The organism is Alkaliphilus crotonatoxidans (assembly GCF_054658015.1).
On the sequence record NZ_BAAHXS010000004.1, the window covers coordinates 1,659,521 to 1,683,885 of the forward strand.

Consider the following 24,365-nt stretch of genomic DNA (forward strand, 5'->3'; position numbering starts at 1 on the left):
TAGAAGAATCAATATGCATTGGAGGATTATGTATGAACAAAATAAATGTTCTAGAAATCAAATTTAATTTTAAGGATGAAATAAATACGATCTATCCTGTGATATTGGAAGATGAAAAAGAGATGATCTTGGTTGATTGTGGATATCCAAATTTTTTAAACCTAATAGAAAGAGAAGCAGTGAATAAAGGTATTGATATAAAAAGGTTAACTAAAATTATCATAACTCACCATGATTTTGATCATATGGGGTCTTTGGCAGCATTTAAGAGAAAGTATCCTGATATAAAAGTATTAGCATCTTTTGATGATGAAAAATATATTAGTGGTGTTATGAAATCATTAAGATTACAACAAGCAGAAATTATATACCATTCTTTATCACAGAAGGAAAAAGAACATGCTAAAGATTTTCATAGCATGCTTCAATCAGTAGAACCCTGTAATGTAGATATATGCTTAAAAGACAAGGACTTTTTAGATTGTTGTGGAGGTGTTGAGATAATCTCTACACCAGGACATATGCCAGGACATATATCGATTTATGTTAGAGATAGTAAAACACTTATTGCAGGAGATGCCGTAGTAATAGACAAGGGTGTACTAGCGGTTCCGTTTCCAGAATATACGATAGATATTAAAGAAGCAAAAAGAACTATTAAAAAGCTAATAAATTATGAAATCGAGAAAATTATATGCTATCATGGAGGTACTTATACAAAGGACATAAAAAAATCCCTAGCAATGTTATCATTATAAAAAGATTTAGGGACGTTTCTAGGGCCAAGGGGACGTTTTGTTTGCCATACACTTGTAGGCATGACAGAATAAAAATGGGTGAAAAATATGGCAAGAACAGCAAGAGAAAAAAGTGAAACAAAATATATCATATAATACTTAGAAGAATAGATGAAAGAAATATTGCTTGAAAGGCCTCAAAGGAAAAGGCAGGATTTAAAGTATATGCATATTGCTTAATGAAAAAAGATATATTGAGAAGGATTAAAAGAAACACTATCTTTATTAATAGAGGATATTTCCCAAACTACAAACATTAGATAAACAATCTAGAGATAATTTACTTAAAAGAATAAAAGAGACTACTGATGCAAGTAATAGACAGTTATCAAGAGTATTAAAAATAGGAAGAGGCGTATTAGATAAAATTAAATAATTTTAGTGGCAAACAAAACGTCCCCTTGGCCTTGGCCCACAACCGTTGCTTTTCTATTGGGGGAAGATACTTCAAAAATTAGTACAAAAATTAGCGAAGAGACTATCGCTAATGAAATAATTGAGTTATTAAAGGAAAAAGGATACCTAAAAGAAGGGGAGACCCTCGAAGATGAAAAGTTTGAATGACTGAAGGAAATAATTGACAAGGTACTTGATCTCTCACGAATCTCAAAACACAAACGATAAATATCAGAGAGAATACTTGTGATCAATTATAAAAGAAACTTTTCTTTCTACTGTTTTACTTTTTGATTTTTATGGTATAATATAAAAAAGGCAGTCATACCGCAAGGTGCGGTTGCCACAAGATTGGTTATTTACACATAACTATCCTGTGCCAGCAGGGTAGTTATTTTTTATCTCTAATTATTATCCTGATCAGGCTAATAATCAAGGAGATTAATGCCAGGATAAATGAACCAAATGCAATCATTAAGTAAATTGCCTGGTAACTATCCATCCGCACCACCTCCCTTCATCGTGAAGTGGAAGCGGCAACCACACCTGCTTTTTTGACTGCCTTTCGTCTAGTTTACCATATCTTGGGGAAGATGTCATTCAAAAAAACAATATCTCCCGCTATTTGATTACATCAGAACAATTCCTTTTAAATTAAACCTAATAAAACTTGATAAAATCCATATAAAGGGCCAAGGGGACGTTTTGTTTGCCATATACCTGTTGGCATGACAGAATAAAAATGGGTGAAAAATATGGCAAGAACAGCAAGAGAAAAAAGTGAAACAAAATATATCATATAATGCTTAGAAGAATAGATGAAAGAAATATTGCCTTGAAAGGCCGACTATGAAAAATTTTTTGAGTATGTCAGAAAATCAAAGGAAAAGGCAAAATTTAAAGTATATTAATGAAAAAAGATATATTGAGAAGGATTAAAAGAAACACTATCTTTATTAATAGAGGATATTTCCCAACTACAAACATTAGATAAATAATCTAGAGATAATTTACTTAAAAGGATAAAAGAGACTACTGATGCAAGTAATAGACAGTTATCAAGAGTATTAAAAATAGAAAGAGGCGTATTAGATAAAATTAAATAATTTTAGTGGCAAACAAAACGCCCCTTTGGTCTTACATCCTTCTGTTTGAAAATTTTGTGAGTAGGAATCTGGTGACTATAACATGTTTTTAAAAAAATTAACTGAATGAAAGGATTTATAACTATGAAAACAGAAGACAATGATATTAAAAAGCAGCTTTATATTGCAGAATTTCAGGTTTGGAACTGTGATGACGATACAAATATAATTGACGAAATTATTATTAATGCTATTAATTCATCAGAAGGGGTCTACGTATATAGGAGCTATACTCATTTATTGGAAGATAATGATTTCATAAAATGGCTAAAAAATCAACATGGATTAAAGTACTATAGAAGTGTTGATTTGGTATTTGAGAGAGATAATAGAAACGAAATTATTGTGGCTAGAAATAATGAAAGTATTTATTATTTTCAGTTTGATAAAGAAAATAAAGAGAGCTTTTTAAAGCGTTTTAAAATATCAATTAGAGATATAAAAAATCGGATTGGAAAAGAGAATACTGATAAATATTTAGAAAAATCCATTTACGTTGATGATCCATTATACGATCAATACGATTTCATATTTACGTTAGGAGAGCAAGTGATACTATTTACAGACATTCATGATTTTACATTTATTAATACTGAGGTATAACATGAAGGAGCGAAATAAATTAATATAAATTCCCAAAGTCAAGATGATGTTGAAATATTTAAAATTTCCTTACCCTTTAAACAATCACACCAGTTAATCATGAAGGAAAATAATAAACTTTGTCGAATACTTTTCAAGTAGGCAATTACCTCCCAATGGGGCAAACCCCAGAGCTGCATAAAGGGAAGGAGGAATTAGGGTGTCAGTTTTAGAGCCAACATTAGCTCAAAAGTTTATAGATAAAACAGCAAGGTTCTTTGAATATAATATAAACATTATGAATGAAAAGGGAATCATAATTGCCAGTAAAGACGCCTCCAGAGTAGGGGATTTCCACGAGGTTGCCTACGGTATGTTAAATGGAACCCTTGTTTCTGGAGTAGTAAAGGAAAATCAGAAGTTTTTGGGTACCAAGCCAGGGGTCAATTTATTTATTGATTATAAAAATAAGCATGTAGGCGTAATTTGTGTAACTGGAAACCCAGATACTGTTAAAGTATTTGCTGAAATGATAAAAACCTTTATGGAGGCTATGCTTGAATACGAGCTTCATATGGAGGGAGAGCGCAGAAGGAAGGATAAAACAGAGCAGTTTATTCATTATTTGCTCTTTGAAGAAAATGTTGATATGGCCGTTGCCAATGCTATGGCAGATGAGTTGGGATTATCGAAGGATGTATTGAGGATCTGTATCATTATAAAATTCAATCAAGCGTATCATACACAAAAAATTATGGAGGCCCTAACAGCCGCAGAGGGATATTCAATTCAAGACTTCATGACAATTACCAGAAATGATGATATTATCATATTTAAATCAATTAAAGGCAAATTTCCCGATGTTCTTAAGGATTATCGGTATATCATTGAGGAATATATTGAGGATTTTTACAAGAGAATTGAGCCCAACTTTAAAAGGGAGCAATTCAGCCTTTATATAGGTTCATTACAAAATAAAATTAGTCAATACAAGGCGTCTTATATTCATGCCCAGGAATTATCTCTACAAATAAAGACACACCATGGCATTTATTTCTTTAATGATTATATATTAAATTATTATCGAAGTCTTGTAACCATAAAGACCTATGATGATATTTTTAATGTCTATGATTCACTTTTTGAGGAGGACGAAAAGGCCTTAATAATTCAAACAGTAGATGTGTTAAGCAGGAATAACTACAATGTTGTTAATAGTGCAAAGGAGCTTTATATCCATAGAAATACCCTGCTCTTTAGGTTGAATAAGATTAAGGATATGCTGAACATTGATCCCATTGCCAGTGCCATAGATCGAGAATTTCTTAACGAGCTTGCCTATTATTTTAGTCGAAAATAACCTGATTTTATCTTGAATTATCAGAATAAAAAAACTTTATAAAATACTATATAAAGAACTCTCGCCTCGGGAGTTTTTTCTATTTTGACAAAAAAAGATCCGCATAATAATCGTGAGTTAAATGGATATTATACCATTTTAATCCAGTAACTATTACTTAGTTTTGTATAATTAGCACGATAAAATCTATTAATTTGATACACATGAAACATGGTAAACAATGACTTTATAATTTAAAATAAGTATTAAGAGAAACTAAATCAATAAGAATTCCTTAATTGAGGAGGTCTACAATGCTAAACATTAATGAGTTAAAGGGGGTTATTCCTCCCATTATTACCCCGGTTGATTTGGATGAAAATGTTGATGAAGCGGCTTTACAAAGAGTAATAGACCATGTGTTGGAGGGAGGTGTGCATGGTGTTTTCGTACTGGGAAGCAACGGCGAATTTTATGCCTTTGACTTCGAAAATCAAAAAAGAGCAATCGAAGTAACTGTAAGGCATGTAAAGGGAAGGGTACCTGTTTATGCCGGAGCCAGTGCTGTTACCACAAGGGAATGCATTAAACTGGCCCAAATGGCAGAGGAAGCAGGAGCAGATGCTTTAACAGTACTAACACCAATGTTTATTCAGCCCAACGAAAAGGAAATGTACAACCATTTTGAAGCCATTGCAAAATCAACAAAGCTGCCTGTACTTTTATATAATAATCCAGGTAAGACAACCAATAATATTTCAGTAGCATTATTAGAAAAACTGGCTAAAATTGATAACATTGTTGGAATTAAAAATACCTCCTTTGATTTTGTTCAAACAGTCGAATATATTCGAGTAACAAAGGAAATACCCAATTTTAAAGTACTGAGTGGTTCAGATTATCTTATATATGGAACCCTGGCATATGGTGGTGTGGGGTGTGTTGCAGGGACAGCAAATGTGGCCCCCAGGCTGGTAGTAGACATTTATGAAAAATATATGGCTGGAGATTATGCCGGGGCAATGGAGGCACAATATAAGCTCATTCCATTGCGAAATACCTATAATTATGGAAGCTTTCCCGTGGTGATGAAGGATTGCTTAAATCTTATGGGGATCAATGTAGGGCACCCGGTAAGGCCAATCGACCATTGTACAGAAGAGAGGCTAGCTGGAATTAAAAAGGTTCTCACCGATTTAGGCTTAATTAAATAGTATACCATTCTAGGAAAAGTAGGTGGTTATATGAGTACAGTCAGACAGGATGCTCTAAAAATAATTGATGAATCAATCAAGGCTGTTTTGCCAGAGGCCGCAGTAATAAAAGCATTAGCAAACCAAAGATTCAGTGGAAATATTGTTGTAGTAGCAATTGGAAAGGCCGCCTGGAATATGGCAAAGGCAACTAAAAACACCTTAGGCAGTAGAATTTCAAAGGGGATTGTAGTCACTAAATACGGACATTCTAAGGGGCCAATAGAGGGATTTGAAATTGTTGAGGCTGGTCATCCAATACCAGATGAAAATTCTGTCGAGGGAGCCAATAAAGTCCTTGAATTAGTGGAAAATCTAACAGAGGAGGATCATGTTATATTACTGATATCCGGCGGGGGTTCGGCGCTATTTGAAATGCCTATGGAAGGAATAACCCTGGAAGATATTATGGATATTACCAATCAACTGTTAGCATGTGGAGCAGATATTGTTGAAATTAATACAATCAGAAAGCACCTTTCCGCCGTAAAGGGAGGAAGGTTCGCTTCGAAATGTAAAAAGGCCAAAATTTATGCCATTGTGTTGTCAGATGTATTGGGAGACAGGCTAGATGTAATCGCCTCGGGTCCTGCCTACCCAGATGTCTCAACCTCTGAGGAAGCCCTAAATATAATTGAAAAATACAAGCTAAGGGTTGGCGACCGTATTAAGGCGGTTCTTAATATAGAAACCCCAAAGACCGTTGAAAATTGTGAAACAATTGTTACAGGAAGCGTCAGTGCATTATGTAGTGCTGCTGCAATGAGTGCCGAAAGACTCGGATACAGGCCCGTTGTTATTTCCTCTACCCTTGACTGTGAAGCAAAGGAAGCAGGCAAGTTTATGGCATCAATTGCCCGGGAGATTAAGGGGAGTGCTAAGATAAATCCTTTATTAAAGCCGCCCTGTGCCATAATAGCCGGAGGAGAGACCATTGTTCGGTTAACCGGTAAGGGCAAGGGAGGCAGAAATCAAGAAATGGTCCTATCAGCAGCCATAGGTATTGCAGGCTTAGAGGACACTGTAATATTTGCGGTAGGCTCTGATGGAACAGATGGACCAACCGATGCGGCAGGCGGAATTATTGATGGACAAACAACTGAAAGAATGAAATCCAAAGGGATACTTCCTGAGGTCTATCTAGACAATAATGATTCCTATCATGCATTAATGGCAAGTGAAGACCTGCTGATAACAGGCCCAACAGGAACCAATGTTAATGATATTGTTGTGTTGCTATGTAAAAAATAAAAATAGAAAGGTAAGATGATTAGATATGAAAATTGGATTTATAGGATTGGGAATAATGGGAAAGCCAATGGCTAAAAATTTAATTAAGGCTGGCCATAAATTAATAGTACTTGACTTAAACAAAGCTTCGGTAGCGGAATTAAAGTCTCTGGGAGCTGAAACTGCAAACACAAAGCTGGAACTGGCAAGTCAATGCGAAGTAATCATTACAATGCTTCCAAACTCCCCACAGGTTGAGGAGGTTGTTTTAGGTGAGGGAGGCCTTATTGAAGGGGCTAAGCCAGGAACGACGATAATTGATATGAGCTCAATTGCCCCCTTAAGCAGCAGAAAGATATATGCTGCTTTAGAGGAGAAGGGAATAAACCTGTTAGATGCTCCGGTTAGTGGTGGAGAGCCAAAGGCCATTGACGGTACATTGGCCGTAATGGTAGGGGGTAAGAAGGAAATCTTCGATAAATATTACAATATTATCATGGAAATGGCTTCTTCAGCAGTTTACGTAGGTGAAAGCGGTGCCGGTAATGTTGCAAAGCTGTGTAACCAGGTGGTAGTGGCCCTTAACATTGCGGCCGTTTCAGAGGCATTGGTATTGGCCAAAAAAGCTGGGGTTGCTCCCGATTTAGTATATCAAGCAATAAGAGGTGGTCTTGCAGGAAGCACTGTTATGGATGCAAAGGCGCCAATGATGATGGATAGGAACTTTAATCCCGGATTTAGAATAGATCTTCACATAAAGGATCTGAACAATGTAATTGATACGTCCCATGATGTAGGGGTCCCCCTTCCTTTAACTGCTCAGGTAATGGAAATTATGCAGGCAATTAAGGTTGACGGCTGTGGCATAGAGGATCATTCAAGCATTGTAAAGCATTATGAAAAGCTGGCAAATGTTGAGGTAACCAGAAAATAATTGTCCACATAATTGGTCACATGAGAATACAGGAAACACAGATGTTAGAAAAGTTCATATCATCCCTTTTTGTAGCCGAATTTACAGATATTTGTAAATTCGGCTGTTTTACTTTGGTGAAGCAGGGATATCGCATTAAGGTTATCACTATACGCCTTGTCTGTAAATACAATAATACTTTAATCCTTTTATTTATGGTACAGGAACTTTTTGACATGAAACATCAAACTATATGGTACAATATAGGTAAATTAATATTTCAGTTGGAATATCCAAAAAATTAATATGGTAAAGGAGCAGGAAAAGGGAATATAATAGAGGTATTAAGGAATTGAACGAGCCGATTATAGTACGGCTTAATACAATATGGGGGGCTTAATATGAAAATATTGGTTACAGGTTTTGACCCCTTTGGGGGAGAAAAAATCAACCCGTCGTCAGTGGTTTTAAGGTATTTGCCAGACAGTATAGAAAAGGCTCAAATCATCAAACAACAGCTTCCAACGGTATTTAAAAAATCAATACAGCAGATGATTGACTACATTGACGAATTTAAGCCCGACGTGGTGTTGGCCATTGGACAAGCCGCAGGGCGGGATGCCTTAACCATGGAACGGATTGCCATTAACATAGATGACGCTAGGATTCCGGATAATGAAGGAAACCAGCCAATTGATGAGGCAATCTACCCGGAAGGGGCTGCCGCCTACTTTACTACCTTACCCATCAAAAAAATGGTTGAAGCAATTAAGACAGCGGGTATTCCGGGGGCGGTCTCCAATTCAGCAGGTACCTTCGTATGTAACCATGTTATGTACGGTGCCCTTCATTATGCCAACCAGGAAACAGCGCCGAGCTTCCGGGCAGGCTTTATGCATATTCCCATTATTGATGAACAAGCCGAGGGCAGTTCAGAAATTTTTCATATGAAGCTGAAAGACCTTGTAACGGGAATCATTGCTGCGTTGAAAAGCCTGGCTGAAGATCAGGATGATATTAAAATAATTGGAGGCAGCCTCCACTAGGCGAGGGTAGATGTCTGCCAATAATTCCATAGGAGTGAAAAAAGATGAAAAAAGAGAGTGTCAGATCTTTAGATCAAATGCCTGCCGCAATAAAACAGGCCTATTGCAAATTGCTGATGCTGATGGTTAAGGCTGGAGACGGAGGAAATCAGCTAAAGCTGGCAGAGCTATATCGGTTAATGGGGAACATTAAGCTTAGGGCCGAGGCGAGGATTAACTTGCTTAAATTGTTAATAAGGGATGATGAAAATTTGGCCTTATTGGTCAATAGCCTGATGAAGGGAGTCAATCAACAGGAAAAGAATATCATTAGATTTTCCCTGATTAAGGATTTAGTCATCATTATGAAGGCAGATTATGTGGTTGACTCAGAAGAAAATCTACTGCTGTTAAAGCTGGTTAATCTGTTGGACATCAGTGAAGAACAGCTTCAATTCTTTTTAGACGAACATGAACAGGATCAAACCTTTCAGGTAAACATAGAACACCACTTACACGAAGAAATTGCCCAGGAGGCCACGGCCAAGGCCATGGCTCTGGGGATTCCTTTAGGTATGATTTATTTTAGTGGCGGCAGCTTCCATGGTTTTGGCCCGGTGGGAATAGTAAAGGGCTTGAAAAGGCTCGGTATGAAAAAGTATACAAAGGATTACTCAATTATTACAGGTATTGCTACGGTTATTTTAGTTTCCTACGGAGCCTACCATAGTACAAAATGGCTCATGGGCCGAGGCAGTAGGAAGGAAAAACGGTATCGGGCCCTTTTATATCAGGAAATGGCGGAAATTCACTTTAGAGCTATTCATTATGCCGAAAAGGATCTTGCTAGGCTAGGTCAAAAAATCCAGGAAATTCAGGACCAGGAGGAAAAGCAAAGACAATTATCTGTATACAAGCTCCTGGATAAAACCTTGGGAACCTTGAAAAATACCAAACCTAAGCTAATCTAGCTCTAGTCCTTCGTTTGTTTTCTCTAGGGAAAACCCTGCATCATTTAAAGATGCAGGGTACTAGGCTTTTAAATTGTTTTGTTCAGCACCAGGTCAATCTTAAGAGTAGGTGATAAAAATGAAAAAGTATAGATTAATAGCTGTGATGATGGCATTATTTTTAATTGTTGGCTGTAATCCAGTGAAGGGGCGGGAAACCGATGGTGATTATCCTAATCTAACAGACCATAAGGAGCCAGTGATAGAAGGACCTGCCTTTAAAACAATTGTCATCAGCGGAGTGGGTGATATCATGGTTCATGGGCCACAAATTAGCGCCCAATTTCAGCCAGAGACAAAGACATATGACTTTAGAAATAATTTTCAGTATATCAAGCCCTTTATCCAGAAGGCAGACATTTCCATAGCCAATTTAGAAACCACCTTTGCAGGGGCTGAAAGGGGCTATTCAAGCTTTCCCCAATTCAATACCCCTGATGCCCTGGCCGACTCCCTGGTCGATGCAGGCTTCAATGCCATTTCTACGGCTAATAATCATACCTATGATACAGGAACAGTAGGGGTAAAGCGAACCTTATCGGTACTATGGGAGCGTGGTTTAAAAACCATGGGCACAAGACAGCGTCCTGAAGAAAAAAGCTATGTAATTCTCGAGGAAAAGGGGATTAAGGTAGGGTTAACAGCCTTTACCTACGAAACCCCACGATGGGAAGGTCATAAAACCATCAATGCTTTAAAGCTTTCCGAAGAGGCAGCGGGCTTAATTGATACCTTCAGTTACGAGTATCTGGAGGAAGACCTTGAAAGAATCAAGCAGCGAATTCAGGATATGAGGGCTGAGGGAGCAGAAATCATCGTTTTTTATATCCATTGGGGTGAAGAATATCAAAGGGAGCCCAATGACTATCAAAGGAAAATTGCCCAAAGACTTTCAGACCTTGGTGTCGACATTATTTTCGGCAGTCATCCCCATGTAGTCCAGCCCATTGAAATCATAGAATCCCAGGTTAATCAGCACCAAACCCTCGTAGTTTATTCCATGGGAAACTTTCTTTCCAATCAACGGTATGAAATATTAAAAAATCGCTATACCGAGGATGGTCTGATGGTGTCTGTCACACTGAAAAAAAATATGCAAACCCAGGAAATTTCAATCGAGACGGTGGATTGTATTCCCACCTGGGTTCACCGATATTATATTAACCAAAGAGGGTATTATGAAATTGTGCCGGTAATGGAGGCCCTGAAGCATCCCGAGCAATATAATCTGTTCAGTGAAGACAGTCGAAAAAGATGCAAAGGCTCCAAGGAAAATAGTCTGGACATTCTACAATCAGATAATCCTAAAATCCGAATTCAAGGCCTTGATGCTTTTGAATAGGATTGGTTGATTTATTATAAAAAAGATTTGATATAAAAAAGGATTTTAGCCTGTCGTTATCTAATTTAAAAAATAACTTTTAAGCCATAAGGAGGGGAAACAATGCTGGATAAAAGACTAATTGATGATATATTAATGGCGGCACTTTCAACGGGAGGAGATTTTGCAGAGGTCTTTGTAGAGGATAAGGATAACACCAGTATCCGCCTACAGGGGGGCAAAGTAGAGAAAAGCATTTGTGGAAGAGATTTCGGTGTGGGGGTTAGAATTTTCGATGGCTTTAATTCGGTTTATGCCTATACCAATCAGCATGACAGGGAATCGCTGCTGTCTATGGCTCGGCAGGCTGCCAAGGCCATCGGAAAACAGCCGGGAGATATTACAATTAATCTCGTTAAGGAAGCAATATATAATCAACATTTAATTCGTAAAATTCCAAGAAGTGTCAGTGCCAAGGACAAAATATATGTTATGAATGAGGCCTACCAGGCTGCCAAGTCCTATAGCCCAGAAATTGCCCAGGTAACGGTTGGTTATTTAGACGAGGATCAAAAAATACTGGTGGCCAATTCAGAAGGTAAGCTGGTGGAGGATCGTAGGATTCGTACCCGAATGATGATAGAAGCCATTGCAGTAAAGGGAGCGGAGATGCAGCCGGGTTATTTCGGACCGGGGGCCCAAAGGGGCTTTGAACTTTTTGAGCATATCGATGTAAAGGATTTTGCCAAAGAAGCAGCAAGGGTTGCAGTTACCATGCTTCATGGTGACTTGTGCCCCTCTGGTAAGTTTCCCGTTATCATTGACAATCGGTTTGGCGGAGTAATTTTCCATGAAGCCTGCGGTCACGGCCTTGAAGCAACGGCTGTGGCAAAAAACAACTCTGTCTTTGCCAACCGACTGGGAGAACAGGTGGCTTCGGAACTGGTGACTGCCATTGATGACGGAACCCTGGCCAATGATTGGGGTTCATCCAACATCGACGATGAAGGAGAAAAAACCCAAAGAAATGTGTTGATTGAAAAGGGTATTTTAAAGGGATACTTGATTGATAAATTAAATGGAAGACGGATGGGCAAGCCTTCAACGGGGTCGGGCAGAAGGCAATCCTATAAATATGCTCCCACCTCAAGAATGACCAACACCTTTATTGCTGCAGGAGACACGAAGCCCGAGGAAATGATAGCCAATACATCCCACGGGATATATGCTAAAAACCTTGGTGGAGGCTCTGTTAATCCTGCCACTGGAGATTTTAATTTTGCAGTGATGGAGGCCTATCTTATCAAGAATGGAAAAATAGACCGGCCGGTAAAGGGGGCTACATTAATTGGTAATGGCCCTGAAATTTTAAAAAAGATAGACATGGTAGCTGATAATCTGGATTATGGACAAGGGATGTGCGGCTCAATTAGCGGTTCTATTCCAACCAATGTGGGGCAGCCTATGATTCGTGTAAGTGAAATTACTGTTGGAGGCAGAAAGGGGGAATAATGATGGAAATACAAGCATTAAAGGAGCTTATTTTTGCCCAGGGCCAAGAAGCAGGATTTTCAGACATGGAAATTGGCTACAGCAGTAACGAAAAATTTAGCTGTAATGTATATGAAGGCCAGATAGATGATTATAGTCTTTCAATTAATGGAGGACTGGCATTCAGAGGACTTTATCAGGGGAAAATGGGCTATGCCTATACAGAAAAAATAGATGAAAGCTCAATTGATATGTTAATTAATACCGCCAGGCAAAATGCCATGGTCATTGATAGTGATGATATAGAGGAGATATTTGAAGGATCACCCCTTTATGAAAAGCTGGACCTGTATAACGAAGAACTGAAAAAAATTACGACAGAAGAAAAAATTAAATTTTTAAAGGATTTAGAGGAGGCTGCCTATAGGGCCGATAAAAGGGTTTTCAAGGTTGATTCTTGCGTGTTTGAGGATTACTATGGAGAACGGATGCTTTTTAATACCAAGGGGCTAGCAAAGACCGAAAAAAGCAATTTGGCCTATTTCTACCTATCTGTTGTGGTAAAGGAGCAGGACGATATTCAAAGCAGCTATCAGGTTAAAATTATTGAAGAATTTAAAAAGCTAGACCCCGAGGAAATTGCCCAGGATTTGGTTAAAGAGGCAGTAGCCATGCTGGGAGGAACCTCGGTAAAGAGCAAGAGCTACCCAATATTAATGAAAAACAAGGCTGCGGCTGAATTATTAAAAACCTTTAGCGGTATCTTTTCGGCAGAAAATGTTCAAAAAGGTCGCTCCCGGTTGAACAATAAGCTGGGAGAAGCCATTGCCAGTCCATCGGTATCAATTGTAGATGATCCCCTATTAAAAGGGGGAGTGGCCAGCCGAAGCTTCGACAGCGAAGGGGTAGCCAGTAAAAGGGTTCAATTAGTGGAGGATGGCCTGCTAAAAAGTCTGCTGCACAACTTAAAGACGGCAAAAAAAGATGGAGTTGAATCAACTGGTCATGGATATAAGCCATCCTATAAGGGAACCCTGGGCATTGCTCCTTCTAATCTTTACATTGAAGCCGGAGCTAATCGTTATGAGGATTTGGTTGCTTCCCTTTCAGAGGGATTAATCATTACTGAACTACAAGGGCTTCACTCGGGTGCCGATGAAATTTCAGGAGATTTTTCCTTGGCTGCCAATGGTTTTTATGTCAAGGAAGGCAAAATTATCAAACCGGTCAAGCAAATTACCGTTGCAGGTAATTTTCTAGACCTTTTAAAGGACATTGAGTCCATAGGCGACGACTTAATTTTCGGGTTACCTACAGGAAGCTATATTGGGTCACCTACATTAAAAATAAAAGCCCTGGCTGTTTCAGGGGAATAAGAAATAAAAGCCCGAATTTTCATAGCTCATGAAATTCGGGCTTTTCCCATTACCGTTTTTATGATGGCAGCTTAGCAACATAGCCTTCCAAAGATTCCAAAAGGGCAATATATTTTTGCCGGGTGGCATCACTATCCAGGCGAATTTTTGCCTTTTCAAAATCTTGATCTAGCTGTGCCAAAACAGCTTCCTTCAACTGCCCCTGGGCAAAGGTAAAAATAGCATTATCCTCTTTGTCAATATGGCGATGAAGCAGGTCGGTATAGCAGATGGCATTGGCAATGATATCTACCTTGGCTTCATTATTTCCCTTCTCAGCCTCCAATAAAGCTTCCTCAAGGGTTTTAATAAATAATCTTCCCAGGTCGTGCTCCGCCAGCATCCCGTAAATTGGCCCCTGCTTAATGGCCGGCCCAAGCTCTTTAGACATTACTTCAAACAAAATATCCTCTTCCTTGCCATGATGAAATTTATCGGCAAAATTTCGCACAAAATCGATGGCCTGGTGAAAACCGTCATAATAGACCTCTCCTGTATTAAGGGTATGAATACAAAGCCTTCTAATTACCTTCAGCATCCTTAATATATAGCGATGTTCATCTATTAATACTTCAATTGCCTTCATAGGTAAAATCCTCCTTCAATTCTTTTTCTATATTATACCCCCTTGGGTTATTTTACTATGTGATTCACATCAAAATAATTTGTAAGATTTGTCACTTTTCTTATTTTGTTCAGCAGCTTTTGAAAAAAGAAAATATGGCTTATAATAATAATGATAGTTTAAAGAAAGCGATGTGAAGCAATGAAACTAGGAGGATACTCCCATACCAATGGAATTACGTTTTTTTGTGATGTTTTTAAGGTGAAAACAATCAAAAAGGGTGGCAAAAATGAATATAAAATAGATTGGATTATTCCCCCTAAATGGCTTAGAAGGTTGGAAAAAAAGCCAATTATCGGGGGGATCAGTCTTCTTTATTTACAGTGGAAGGTTTTTGATCAGCGGATGAAGACGCTATTTCTTTTTTTACTAGGGATTTTTCTGTTGGATGAATGGATCTATATTCCTCCCTTAAGGGGCTTGTTAAGGGGAGAGGTGCCGTATAAACCGTGGGCCATCGCTGCCATTGTTGCTCTGTTAATCCTGAATTATAAAAAAATTGAAAATCTGTTAAGATACCATGGAGCAGAGCATAAGGTCATTAACTGCTATTGTCAGCACGGTGCGGTCAGCTTTTCCTTGGTAAAGGATGCTAAGTGCTATAATCGTCGATGCGGAACCAATCTGGTGGCTGTTTTTCTAGTGCTTTATGGTATTGCCAATCTGCTAAAGCTGGAATCTATCCTCCTTACTTTGGGGCTCTTTCTACTGGCAATACAGATTGTAAAAAAGACCTTTAATAAGGCTTCAAAGACCTGGGATTGGGTGTTTATGAAAATCCAAAGGCTGACCGTTTGGGAACCTAGAGATGAGCAGATTGAATTGGCGATACAATCCTTTGTCAAGCTAATACAGGCTTACGACCTATATCAACGGCAACTGCGGGAGGAAGGCCTTAAAAAGATAAAAAATTCGTAAGTTCTATATAGGGTTGTTGAATACTGGTATTTATTTAACAACCTCCTATAGTATAATAGTAGGAGCAGGTGTATCTTGCAGAAATTTTAGTAAAGGGGGGAAGGTCGATGAAAAATGCCCTATTGAAAACTGCCCTGTTTATACTGATATGTATTTTTCTGCTGTTCTTTTCCGCCTTTATTAGCTTTATGGTGGTTACCAGCAGGGGGGATGCTCATCCACAGACTGTTTTGGGCAGTAAAGACATCATTCATACCACCATTAAAGAGATCAAAAAGGAGCCTAATGAGAATCAGAAAAAAGAGGAACGGATTAATATATTGGTTGCTGCAATAGATGGTAAGGATCATCAACTGACTATTGTGGCCTCCCTTTCAAAAAACAATGGAGGCCTTGATTTGATCTTTATCCCCAAAGATACCTATTATCAGGTTACTGGAGGAAACAGAAGCAATATAGATAAAATTGGAGAAATCTATTCTGTTCTAAAAATACAAGGACTTCTACAGGCGGTTGAGGCCCTGCTGCCTTCGTTAACCCTAGATCATTATGTAATGATAGACGCTGGGGGATTTGAAACAATTATTGATTTCCTTGGGGGCGTTGATGTTACAATAGAACAGCCCATCCATTATGACCAGTCACTGGAATTGAGCCCTGGAAGCTATACCCTGAATGGAGAAAAAAGCTTGAAATATATTCGATACATAAACGGTACCAAGGAAAATCAGCTTCAACAGGAATTTATCCTGAGTGCAATTGAAAAAGCCATGGCAGGGAAATTGCCCATCATTATGAATACTGCCTACCGAAATTCAGAAAGTGACCTAAATATGATGCAGCTCACCGAAATCACCAGCCTGAGCCAGCACCTTACCAACGACAATATTAGGGCCCATACCCTGCCAGGTAGCATGACGGCAGAAGAATACTACGTTGTTGATACTGAAGCAGTAAAAAAACTATTAGAAGCGGTTAATCCTGTTGAGACAGCAAATTAAAGGCCAGCGCCTGTTAAATGATCCGAAGCAAGGATAATTTAATCAGACCTGGCTTTTTTGTGTTCTTTAAAGACTATCTAAGTAGTATCTGATGAGAAATGCCTTCATTGTCATGGTTTCTTTCATATTGATAAGTCAGGGCAGGATTGGCGGCCTCAATAAAGGATTGAATCCATTGCCCTCTAAGCTGATACATGGTTTCAATGTCCATGCCAACAGATTCCCAATAGGGCCGGTGCAGGCAACGGCTGGTTTTCCAATGAAGTAAGTTGTCTTCTGATTGTACTACATTATTAACATGATCACAGGGCATACCATCCAGCAGATAGTTATTAAGCTGTTGATATAAATCGGGAGCAGACAAATTTTCCTGCTGGGCCCTCAGGCTATTGCCAAGGGAAGTACCTTGTTTTTTATGTTCTTCTTCGGCAATGGCTAAGGCATCCTTACCAAATCGTTGGATTAACTGGTGAAGCGTAGCCGCCTGCCTGGTTTCAGCCCTTTGAATTTTATCCTGTAGCCATCCGTGAATATTATTTGTATCAATTAAATTTTCCAGGGGAACGGCAGGTAGGGGATTGCCAAATTCCCTTTGGGTGGCCTCGATGATGGAAGCAGCTTCAGATCCGAAGGCTGCTATGGCGTTTTGATTAATAGCATTTTCCATTTCCTCAAATAATCGAATTTTGTTAAATAACCAATGATGAATTGGTCCTAAAAAGGCACTCATGAAATACTCCTCCTTTAAACCGTAATTATTTATTAGCATAGCCCTATTTAATGAAAATTAATATGATGAATATCACAAAAAAGAAAAATCATCGGCACACAATTATCCATGGTGCATAAGATAACAGTAAACATGAAAGAGATTCTTTAATTCCAGTAAAGGGAGTGTGAAAAAATGAGTGAAACAAACAATAAAGACCTGATAAGTCAATTCCTTGGTGGGTTTGGAGGAGGAAAAAATAGCAGCTTTATTATCATTCTAATCGTGATACTGCTGTTGTTTGCCGGCGGTGGAAAGGGCTGCGGCGGCTTTTTTGGAAAATTTGATGAAAATTTGATACTTATTTTTCTACTATTCATTATCCTGTTTAGCGGTTCTAAATCCTTTAAATTTTAGTCATTGCCAGATTATATCTGGCTTTTCTTTTTTTATCATCAATTGTGATAAATATCCTTGTATACAGTCGATACTATGGATAAACTTACAGTAAGCTAGATCGAAGGCTTAATGGAAACGAATTTATCAGTCGCAATTTATGATGATATTGAACCATGGAGGTTAGAATATGAGTAATGCTATTCATCAATGCCAACATTGCCGACATACCATGTGTGCCAAAAAAGTACCTCTTTTTTCTGAGCTTAATGAAGTTGAAATAAAAAAAATTGTGCAATTAATCATTAGAAAAAGGTACAAAAAGGGTGAAATAGCTCTTTTGCAGGGAAATCAGTTGGACGGGCTCTATGTAATTAACAAGGGGAAGATTAAAATATTTAAATATACGAAAGAAGGGAAGGAACAAATTCTCTATTTTTTATCGGAGGGGGATTTTTTTGGAGAATTAAGCCTGCTGGAATCAGAAGAAATTGGTTTTAATGTAGAGGCTATGGAACCAGTAGAAATATGCTTGATTCGAAAAAAGGATTTTGAAGTAATTTTAAAAAATAACAATGAAATTACTTTAAAAATACTCCAGGTAATCAGCAGTAGACTTTCTAAGCTGGAAAATCTGGTGCAAAGCCTGGGAACTAAGGATGTGGAAGCTAGAATAGCCCAGATGCTTTTGGATTTAACTAATAAATTTGGCAAGAATAAAGATAATCGAATAGAGCTGTCAATTCCCCTGACCAGGGAAGATATGGCTAATTACATTGGTGTTACAAGGGAAACCATCAGCAGAAAGCTGAGCATAATGCAGGAAGAGGGTATACTTAAATTAGTCGGAAATAAAAAGATCATTATCGATGATCTTTCCCTGTTAGAACGTTACCTTTAGAAGTTAAGACAGATTTATTTTAAATATAAGACTCCTGCTAAAGGGAGACCTATATTTTAAAATCTGTCTTTTTTATTGCTATAATTTTTAAATTCAATTGAACAATAATAGTATTGGGTTATGATGATCAATGGCTTTAAATCGAGGTTTGTAAAGGATCTTGAGGAAATTTCTAAATAATTCAACTGGTGTTAAAATTTACAATGGGTAAAAGTGAATTTCCTACAAATAATACTACTGTAGCAAGCGCTACTAAAAAACACATCTCGAAGGGAGGCAATATAAATGAATACAACACCTAACGTTACTAGCCAAACAGGTACAACTAATGATGTGAACAGAACTGGAAGAAACACTATCGTGGTTCCAGAAGCTCGTCAAGCATTAAACCAAATGAAGGTTGAAATTGCTAATGAATTAGGAATCTCTAATTACGAGCAAATCGACAAAGGAAACTTATCTTCTCGACAAAATGGTTATGTTGGCGGAACAATTACTAAGAGATTAGTAGAATATGCTGAAAGAACTATGAGTGGAAGATAATATCCAAGCATTAAAAAAATAAAAGCGAGGCCATTAGGCTTCGCTTTTATTTTGCCAGTATAATGGGCTGTCAAAAAACTATATCATTTTTTTAAGATTACAGAGACTGGATTAAACATAATTTAGGTTGAAAAATGAAATAATTTAGAGTAAACTTATTATGTACTTAGGAAGAACCCTTTACAGCGTCTTTCAGCATATTTTACCAGGGGATTTGGGTTGAAAGACAGGCTACGAGAAAGCTGTCTTAAAATAACTTCTTTTATAAAAAAGAAGGCTTTTTTGTAATGGATGAGAAATTATATCCTTTATACATGAAGATAAGTTAAAGTTTCCATAATATATTTCAAGAAAGTCCACCTATAGGTCTTTCTGAGGAAGGCTTTGCTCAAATTAGATTTGAAATATATGCTTTAAAATATCCATTGAAAAATGGGGGGAAAGCAGTGAAAATAGACGGTAGATTAATTAAAAAAATTGATTATAAGCTGTTGATTATTGTTTTAATTATCTGTACCTTTGGGGTAATCATGATCGGCAGTGCCACTTCAACCATGTCAATGGGAAGTGAGGGGTTTATTAAGACCCAGGTAATTTCTATTGTACTGGGTTTAATCTGCATTGGTGTGATCTTATTTTTTGACTACCATACCTTTGCCCGTTTTCATATACCCATCTACATCCTATGTAATGCACTGCTTCTGGCAGTTATTCTATTTGGAGCCGGAGGAGAGAGCTGGGGCGCCAGCCGGTGGATCAGAATAGGAGGCTTTCAATTTCAGCCTTCGGATTTTGTCAAGATTGGTATTATTGTCTGTATGGCTCGAATTATTGTAGAAAATAAAGAGCACATTAACAAACCTGCTACATTATTTAAAATATTGGCCTATGCTGCATTGCCCATGGCGCTGATCTATAAACAGCCAGATTTAGGTACCACAATGGCCTTTGCATTTTTCATATTTGGGATGCTCTTTGCCGCAGGGTTAAATTATAAATATATACTGACCACGGCTGTTGCAGGGATCATTTTATTGCCTATTGCATGGTTTACCGGAATTCTTAAGGATTATCACAAGGATCGTATAAGGGTATTCTTGAATCCTGAAATGGACCCAATCGATAAGGGGTATCAGATTATTCAGTCTAAGCTGGCGGTGGGTTCCGGGATGATCCGAGGAAAGGGGCTTTTTAATGGTACCCAGACTCAATTTGGATTCCTGCCGGAGAAGCAGACTGATTTTATTTTTTCGGTTGTTGCTGAGGAAACAGGATTTATAGGAGTCTCTTTACTGATTATATGCTATATATTAATGCTCTCCCGTTGTATTAATATTGCAAGGGATGCAAAGGATGATTACGGGGCCCTTTTGGTAACGGGTTTTACCTTTATGCTGGCCTTCCACATCTTTGCCAATATTGCCATGACCATCGGCTTAATGCCGGTCACGGGAAAACCCCTGCCCTTTATTAGCTATGGAGGCACCTTTATGCTTTCTAATATGATTGCCTTAGGCTTTATATTGAATGTCAATATGAGGCGTGATAAAATTAATTTCTAAAAAAATGTCTATCTGATTTTTAAAATAGACCTAATTTAAGGAGGTGGTGGAAATGGATCCCAGCCCGGATACTAGTCAAAAACGGGAAAAATTAATAGGAGAGAGGAAGTTTTCACTACAAGCCAGGAAGCTCCTCTCTTCATAATGGAGAGGTGAAAGAATGAATGAAAGAATCCAATACTTAATTGAAGAAAAAAAGTTTTCATTGCTACGTAGTGAGTTAGCAGAAATGATTGCCGTTGATATTGCAGAGGTAATTGATGAACTGGACAAAAAACACAGTATCATTTTGTTTCGCCTATTACCAAAGGATAAGGCGGCAGATGTCTTCTCTTATCTTTCGACACAGCAAAGAAAGGATATTGTTGGCGCCATTCACGAAACGAAGCTGACCGAGATTATTGAAGAGCTGTACTTCGATGATATGATTGACTTTTTAGAAGAAATGCCAGCCAATGTAGTCAAGCGTATTTTAAAGGCTTCAACGGAGGAGGAACGGAAACTGATTAATCAGTTCCTGAACTACCCTGAAAATTCTGCTGGAAGCCTCATGACCATTGAATATGTTGACTTGAAAAAGGAAATGACCGTTAAAGAGGCCCTGGCCCATATTAAGAAGACCGGAGTTGACAAGGAAACGATCTATACCTGCTATGTACTTAATGCCAGCAGAAAGCTGGAAGGAATTGTTTCCTTGAGAAAGCTGGTGCTGTTAGAAGATCATCTTTTAATATCAGATATTATGAATGAAGATTTAATCTATACCACCACCCTGGCCGATCAGGAGGAAGTGGCCAGCCTGTTCAAAAAATACGATTTAATTACCCTGCCGGTGGTAGATACAGAGCATCGCCTTGTTGGAATTATAACCATTGATGATATTATTGATGTTATTGATCAGGAAACCACAGAAGACTTTCAAAAAATGGCTGCGATGGAGCCTAACGAAGAGGAATATCTTTTGACCGGTGTGTTTTCACTGGCTCGAAAACGAATTGTCTGGCTTTTGATTCTAATGCTTTCAGCCACCTTTACGGGTAGTATTATCAACCGTTTTGAAGAGGTGCTTCAATCGGTGGTGATTTTGGCAGCTTCCATACCAATGCTGATGGATACTGCAGGAAATGCAGGATCACAATCCTCAACTCTGATTATACGGGGAATGGCCCTGGGAGAAGTAGGCATAGATGACTATTTAAAGGTATTCTGGAAGGAGCTAAGGGTTAGCTCGGTGGTGGGCATTGTGTTGGCATTGGTTAACTTCGGAAGAATGATATTGCTAAAGAATAGTGTCAATGTTGCCATTACCGTTTCCTTCACCCTGGGTATAACCATTGTCATGGCCAAAGTGGTAGGCGGTACCCTGCCAATGCTGGCTAAAAAGCTCAAGCTGGACCCTGCCATTATGGCCGGGCCCCTAATTACTACCATTGTCGATGCCCTGGCACTCATTGTTTACTTTAATGTGGCTACGCTTTTATTAGGTTTATAGTAATAAGCCTTAATATTCACAAAAAAATCTAATCTTTTCAGATTGTTGTAAAACCCCAATTTTTAAATTGGGGTCAAACTGATGAAAAAGTCCCTTTAAGGGCTTTTTCTTTTTTGTACACTTTAGTGTATTTTGAATTGCCAAGCTTTTAAAACAAAAAAAGCTTTCTATGCAAGTGGGTAACATTAGCTTTATCTTCAAGCAAAAAACCTCCATTTGATTGTTTGCCGACCGTTCTAAAACTAAAAGGAGGTATGTCCCAAATTTACAATCAAGTTTAGCACATAGTGTGTCCTGAATGCTAGAGGATATCGAGAGGGGGAATGAATCAATTCTTCAAGCATTACTTTTTAAGAGGTGGAAGTGGGCCTACCGTGGTCGGCATACAGGTGCAGATCAGAAACCACCCATGGGTGCTGTAGCTATGGTACTGAGCGCATGGATAAAAGGCAGCATAAGTTGTCAGGTGTGTGCCATAAAGCTGAACGAAGTAAAGAACTGAAGAAGCATCGTTAAGACTTACAAGTGCAGTCAAAAGTGAAGTATTGCAGAATCGTCAAGTATAGAAGGCGAAATGAAGATAATACGCCTTACCTGAAATAGGGGCATAGGATGATTGCCACAATTGTTTATATATGGTAATAAGATGGCAGAGATGAAATCTCAATCCTATCGGTTCATGGATACATCCTATAGGTATTCAGGCAGGCGACTGAATAAGGGTAAGCCCTATGGCCTCCAGCAAATTGAGAACACTAGTGCGTAAGGCGGACCATTCATGCACTTCTGAGGACTTATGGCGAATATATACTTAGTAATGACAATTCGTGAAATAGATAAAAGTAATGAAATTAAACTTGCTGTTCTTGAGAATCTTGTGCAAAAGGATCATATGGTTAGAAAACTTGATAAATATTTAAATTTAGACTTTGTTTATGATAAAGTTAAAGATTCTTACTGTTAAAATAAACGTAAAACCTAGTATAGACCTTGTTATATTAGTGAAAAATTGCTCTAATTAAAAAGATATTTGGTATACCCTACTCTATGAAAAACTTTAAATGAGATTAATGTTAAATAATGTACATAGGTGGTATTTAGGCTATGGCCTGGATGAGATAATTCCTCATTTCACTACATATATTAAAAACTACGTTGGTACTTTGGTGAAAATCAATTGTTTAAGGTTTTGTTTGAGTAAATATTGCAAATGTGTTTAAATCAAGGCTTGGTAAATAGCGAGGCTTAATTTCTAAACTCAACTCATATTAAAGCTAATGCCAATAAGAACAAGTTTGATAAAGTTCTAATTGAATCTGCTGCTAAGTTTTATCAAAAAGATTTAGAAGCTGAGATTAACATTGAAAGAGCTAATCTCGGTAAAGCTCCTCTAAAAAAAGAGAAAATAGATACAGTAGAAGTAACAGTTAGTAAAACTGATTCTGAGGCAGGTATGTTCTTTAAAAGTGAGAAATAAAGATGTTTTGCATATTCATGCCATACTGCTTGTGATGAGAGTTTGTTCTAGGGCTAGAGGTTACTCCTGGAAATATACACGATAGTGTTATGCTAAAAAGTGTAGTGGAACAAATTAGTAAACTGCCACTTTACATCTTTGGAGGCTTCATTTCGGACAATTTTCCAGGCTGTAAGTTCCTCAGACAAACTAGTCATATCAGGTATTCGACGGTCTAAACACTGTGCTGTCATTACACTAAGCTGAATTTCTGCGATATTCAGCCAACTTCCGTGTTTGGGTGTATAGTGAATTTCAAGTCGTTCTGGCAGTTCGCTAGCTTTAACTGGGGGGAAAGTCTCATATAGAGATGCAATGGAGTGGATGTTCAGGTTATCCATTACAAGGCAAATCTTAGGAACATCAGGATAATGAACTTCCAATAGTTCTGCAATCTGCCTTGCCCAGTCTTTCTTGGTCCGGCGTTCCAATACAGAAACGGTCCGCCATTCTTTGAGTGGCTCGGTAAATATAAATATGCTGCATGTACCATGACGGATATATTCCAGCTTCACATTACCAGATTTCATTGGAATTGACTCCTTGTTTTCACCCAATAATTGATAAGGTTTTTCATCCATACAAATAACAGGGCAGGATTCATCATAGGGTCGACGATATACCTCCAGCACATCTTCCATGTTTGCAACAAAGGCTGCATTTTGTTTAGGAGGAATACACCAGCACTTTTTTTAGGTTAGGTTTAAGTGATGTTTTTTAACAGACGTCCAATTGTATTATCTGATATGGAATCGGCTATTTGCAGCTCAACAACCTTTTCCTCA

24 protein-coding genes are annotated in these 24,365 nt (G+C 38.1%); 20 read left to right on the forward strand and 4 right to left on the reverse strand.

Annotated elements, in window-relative coordinates; genetic code table 11:
- Positions 1-32 precede the first annotated feature (32 nt).
- Both ACYQ1I_RS10540 and ACYQ1I_RS10545 read left to right on the forward strand, forming a co-directional pair.
- Positions 33-758: an MBL fold metallo-hydrolase gene (locus ACYQ1I_RS10540; RefSeq protein ID WP_459765031.1), complete on the forward strand. Its 726-nt coding sequence runs from the start codon at positions 33-35 to the stop codon at positions 756-758.
- A gap of 471 nt (positions 759-1,229) precedes the next feature.
- Positions 1,230-1,361 carry a hypothetical protein gene (locus ACYQ1I_RS10545; RefSeq protein WP_459765033.1) on the forward strand — a complete coding sequence of 44 codons (132 nt, stop codon included), beginning with the start codon at positions 1,230-1,232 and terminating at the stop codon, positions 1,359-1,361.
- A 223-nt stretch (positions 1,362-1,584) separates the two neighbouring features.
- Here ACYQ1I_RS10545 and ACYQ1I_RS10550 read toward each other — a convergent pair whose 3' ends face one another.
- Positions 1,585-1,695, reverse strand: coding sequence for a putative holin-like toxin (locus tag ACYQ1I_RS10550; protein WP_459765035.1), 111 nt, complete (start codon positions 1,693-1,695; stop codon positions 1,585-1,587).
- Between the two features lie 727 nt (positions 1,696-2,422).
- Between ACYQ1I_RS10550 and ACYQ1I_RS10555 the strand changes: the two genes are divergently transcribed.
- The 10 genes from ACYQ1I_RS10555 (at position 2,423) to ACYQ1I_RS10600 (ending at position 13,878) form a co-directional block, all read left to right on the forward strand.
- Positions 2,423-2,941, forward strand: coding sequence for a hypothetical protein (locus tag ACYQ1I_RS10555; protein WP_459765037.1), 519 nt, complete (start codon positions 2,423-2,425; stop codon positions 2,939-2,941).
- Positions 2,942-3,140: 199 nt separating this feature from the next.
- Positions 3,141-4,280 (forward strand): CdaR family transcriptional regulator, encoded by a 1,140-nt coding sequence (locus ACYQ1I_RS10560; protein ID WP_459765038.1) that lies wholly within the window; start codon positions 3,141-3,143, stop codon positions 4,278-4,280.
- Positions 4,281-4,573: 293 nt separating this feature from the next.
- Entirely contained in the window at positions 4,574-5,473 is a 900-nt protein-coding gene (gene dapA / locus ACYQ1I_RS10565) for a 4-hydroxy-tetrahydrodipicolinate synthase (protein ID WP_459765039.1), read from the forward strand.
- Positions 5,474-5,503: 30 nt separating this feature from the next.
- Entirely contained in the window at positions 5,504-6,763 is a 1,260-nt protein-coding gene (locus tag ACYQ1I_RS10570; protein WP_459765041.1) for a glycerate kinase type-2 family protein, read from the forward strand.
- Between the two features lie 25 nt (positions 6,764-6,788).
- On the forward strand, positions 6,789-7,676 hold the full coding sequence (gene garR / locus ACYQ1I_RS10575) for a 2-hydroxy-3-oxopropionate reductase (RefSeq protein WP_459765043.1): 888 nt from the start codon (positions 6,789-6,791) through the stop codon (positions 7,674-7,676).
- Positions 7,677-8,056: 380 nt separating this feature from the next.
- Positions 8,057-8,701, forward strand: coding sequence for a pyroglutamyl-peptidase I (gene pcp / locus ACYQ1I_RS10580; RefSeq protein ID WP_459765045.1), 645 nt, complete (start codon positions 8,057-8,059; stop codon positions 8,699-8,701).
- A gap of 44 nt (positions 8,702-8,745) precedes the next feature.
- Positions 8,746-9,651 (forward strand): hypothetical protein, encoded by a 906-nt coding sequence (locus tag ACYQ1I_RS10585; RefSeq protein WP_459765046.1) that lies wholly within the window; start codon positions 8,746-8,748, stop codon positions 9,649-9,651.
- A 118-nt stretch (positions 9,652-9,769) separates the two neighbouring features.
- Positions 9,770-11,032: a CapA family protein gene (locus ACYQ1I_RS10590; protein WP_459765048.1), complete on the forward strand. Its 1,263-nt coding sequence runs from the start codon at positions 9,770-9,772 to the stop codon at positions 11,030-11,032.
- Between the two features lie 102 nt (positions 11,033-11,134).
- Positions 11,135-12,523, forward strand: a complete 1,389-nt coding sequence (locus ACYQ1I_RS10595; protein WP_459765050.1) for a TldD/PmbA family protein — start codon at positions 11,135-11,137, stop codon at positions 12,521-12,523.
- A gap of 2 nt (positions 12,524-12,525) precedes the next feature.
- Complete coding sequence (locus ACYQ1I_RS10600) at positions 12,526-13,878, forward strand: TldD/PmbA family protein (RefSeq protein WP_459765052.1); 1,353 nt, start codon at positions 12,526-12,528, stop codon at positions 13,876-13,878.
- A 58-nt stretch (positions 13,879-13,936) separates the two neighbouring features.
- Here the strand turns inward: ACYQ1I_RS10600 and ACYQ1I_RS10605 are convergent, their stop codons facing one another.
- On the reverse strand, positions 13,937-14,503 hold the full coding sequence (locus tag ACYQ1I_RS10605; protein WP_459765054.1) for a hemerythrin domain-containing protein: 567 nt from the start codon (positions 14,501-14,503) through the stop codon (positions 13,937-13,939).
- Positions 14,504-14,683: 180 nt separating this feature from the next.
- Between ACYQ1I_RS10605 and ACYQ1I_RS10610 the strand changes: the two genes are divergently transcribed.
- Entirely contained in the window at positions 14,684-15,460 is a 777-nt protein-coding gene (locus ACYQ1I_RS10610; RefSeq protein ID WP_459765056.1) for a DUF1385 domain-containing protein, read from the forward strand.
- Between the two features lie 107 nt (positions 15,461-15,567).
- Positions 15,568-16,461 carry an LCP family protein gene (locus tag ACYQ1I_RS10615; RefSeq protein WP_459765058.1) on the forward strand — a complete coding sequence of 298 codons (894 nt, stop codon included), beginning with the start codon at positions 15,568-15,570 and terminating at the stop codon, positions 16,459-16,461.
- A 73-nt stretch (positions 16,462-16,534) separates the two neighbouring features.
- Here the strand turns inward: ACYQ1I_RS10615 and ACYQ1I_RS10620 are convergent, their stop codons facing one another.
- Positions 16,535-17,191, reverse strand: a complete 657-nt coding sequence (locus tag ACYQ1I_RS10620) for a hypothetical protein (protein ID WP_459765060.1) — start codon at positions 17,189-17,191, stop codon at positions 16,535-16,537.
- Positions 17,192-17,365: 174 nt separating this feature from the next.
- On the opposite strand from ACYQ1I_RS10620, the gene ACYQ1I_RS10625 reads away from it, so the two are divergent.
- From ACYQ1I_RS10625 to ACYQ1I_RS10650, 6 genes are all read left to right on the forward strand, one after another.
- Positions 17,366-17,587, forward strand: coding sequence for a hypothetical protein (locus tag ACYQ1I_RS10625; RefSeq protein WP_459765062.1), 222 nt, complete (start codon positions 17,366-17,368; stop codon positions 17,585-17,587).
- A gap of 169 nt (positions 17,588-17,756) precedes the next feature.
- Positions 17,757-18,467: a Crp/Fnr family transcriptional regulator gene (locus ACYQ1I_RS10630; RefSeq protein ID WP_459765064.1), complete on the forward strand. Its 711-nt coding sequence runs from the start codon at positions 17,757-17,759 to the stop codon at positions 18,465-18,467.
- A gap of 285 nt (positions 18,468-18,752) precedes the next feature.
- Complete coding sequence (locus ACYQ1I_RS10635) at positions 18,753-19,010, forward strand: alpha/beta-type small acid-soluble spore protein (protein WP_459765066.1); 258 nt, start codon at positions 18,753-18,755, stop codon at positions 19,008-19,010.
- A 446-nt stretch (positions 19,011-19,456) separates the two neighbouring features.
- Positions 19,457-20,572, forward strand: coding sequence for a rod shape-determining protein RodA (gene rodA / locus ACYQ1I_RS10640; RefSeq protein ID WP_459765068.1), 1,116 nt, complete (start codon positions 19,457-19,459; stop codon positions 20,570-20,572).
- 160 nt (positions 20,573-20,732) lie between these two features.
- A complete protein-coding gene (gene mgtE, locus ACYQ1I_RS10645; RefSeq protein WP_459765070.1) occupies positions 20,733-22,064 on the forward strand; it encodes a magnesium transporter in 1,332 nt (443 codons plus the stop codon).
- A gap of 817 nt (positions 22,065-22,881) precedes the next feature.
- Complete coding sequence (locus tag ACYQ1I_RS10650) at positions 22,882-23,028, forward strand: hypothetical protein (protein ID WP_459765072.1); 147 nt, start codon at positions 22,882-22,884, stop codon at positions 23,026-23,028.
- 605 nt (positions 23,029-23,633) lie between these two features.
- On the opposite strand, the gene ACYQ1I_RS10655 is transcribed toward ACYQ1I_RS10650, so the two are convergent.
- A complete protein-coding gene (locus ACYQ1I_RS10655; RefSeq protein WP_459765342.1) occupies positions 23,634-24,257 on the reverse strand; it encodes an IS630 family transposase in 624 nt (207 codons plus the stop codon).
- Positions 24,258-24,365 lie beyond the last annotated feature (108 nt).

Coding starts and splice junctions, on each gene's coding strand:
- ACYQ1I_RS10540 (WP_459765031.1), top strand. CDS start 33: ATGAACAAAATAAATGTTCTAGAAATCAAATTTAATTTTAAGGATGAA.
- ACYQ1I_RS10550 (WP_459765035.1), bottom strand. CDS start 1,695: ATGGATAGTTACCAGGCAATTTACTTAATGATTGCATTTGGTTCATTT.
- ACYQ1I_RS10555 (WP_459765037.1), top strand. CDS start 2,423: ATGAAAACAGAAGACAATGATATTAAAAAGCAGCTTTATATTGCAGAA.
- dapA (WP_459765039.1), top strand. CDS start 4,574: ATGCTAAACATTAATGAGTTAAAGGGGGTTATTCCTCCCATTATTACC.
- ACYQ1I_RS10570 (WP_459765041.1), top strand. CDS start 5,504: ATGAGTACAGTCAGACAGGATGCTCTAAAAATAATTGATGAATCAATC.
- garR (WP_459765043.1), top strand. CDS start 6,789: ATGAAAATTGGATTTATAGGATTGGGAATAATGGGAAAGCCAATGGCT.
- pcp (WP_459765045.1), top strand. CDS start 8,057: ATGAAAATATTGGTTACAGGTTTTGACCCCTTTGGGGGAGAAAAAATC.
- ACYQ1I_RS10585 (WP_459765046.1), top strand. CDS start 8,746: ATGAAAAAAGAGAGTGTCAGATCTTTAGATCAAATGCCTGCCGCAATA.
- ACYQ1I_RS10590 (WP_459765048.1), top strand. CDS start 9,770: ATGAAAAAGTATAGATTAATAGCTGTGATGATGGCATTATTTTTAATT.
- ACYQ1I_RS10595 (WP_459765050.1), top strand. CDS start 11,135: ATGCTGGATAAAAGACTAATTGATGATATATTAATGGCGGCACTTTCA.
- ACYQ1I_RS10600 (WP_459765052.1), top strand. CDS start 12,526: ATGGAAATACAAGCATTAAAGGAGCTTATTTTTGCCCAGGGCCAAGAA.
- ACYQ1I_RS10605 (WP_459765054.1), bottom strand. CDS start 14,503: ATGAAGGCAATTGAAGTATTAATAGATGAACATCGCTATATATTAAGG.
- ACYQ1I_RS10610 (WP_459765056.1), top strand. CDS start 14,684: ATGAAACTAGGAGGATACTCCCATACCAATGGAATTACGTTTTTTTGT.
- ACYQ1I_RS10615 (WP_459765058.1), top strand. CDS start 15,568: ATGAAAAATGCCCTATTGAAAACTGCCCTGTTTATACTGATATGTATT.
- ACYQ1I_RS10620 (WP_459765060.1), bottom strand. CDS start 17,191: ATGAGTGCCTTTTTAGGACCAATTCATCATTGGTTATTTAACAAAATT.
- ACYQ1I_RS10625 (WP_459765062.1), top strand. CDS start 17,366: ATGAGTGAAACAAACAATAAAGACCTGATAAGTCAATTCCTTGGTGGG.
- ACYQ1I_RS10630 (WP_459765064.1), top strand. CDS start 17,757: ATGAGTAATGCTATTCATCAATGCCAACATTGCCGACATACCATGTGT.
- ACYQ1I_RS10635 (WP_459765066.1), top strand. CDS start 18,753: ATGAATACAACACCTAACGTTACTAGCCAAACAGGTACAACTAATGAT.
- mgtE (WP_459765070.1), top strand. CDS start 20,733: ATGAATGAAAGAATCCAATACTTAATTGAAGAAAAAAAGTTTTCATTG.
- ACYQ1I_RS10650 (WP_459765072.1), top strand. CDS start 22,882: ATGACAATTCGTGAAATAGATAAAAGTAATGAAATTAAACTTGCTGTT.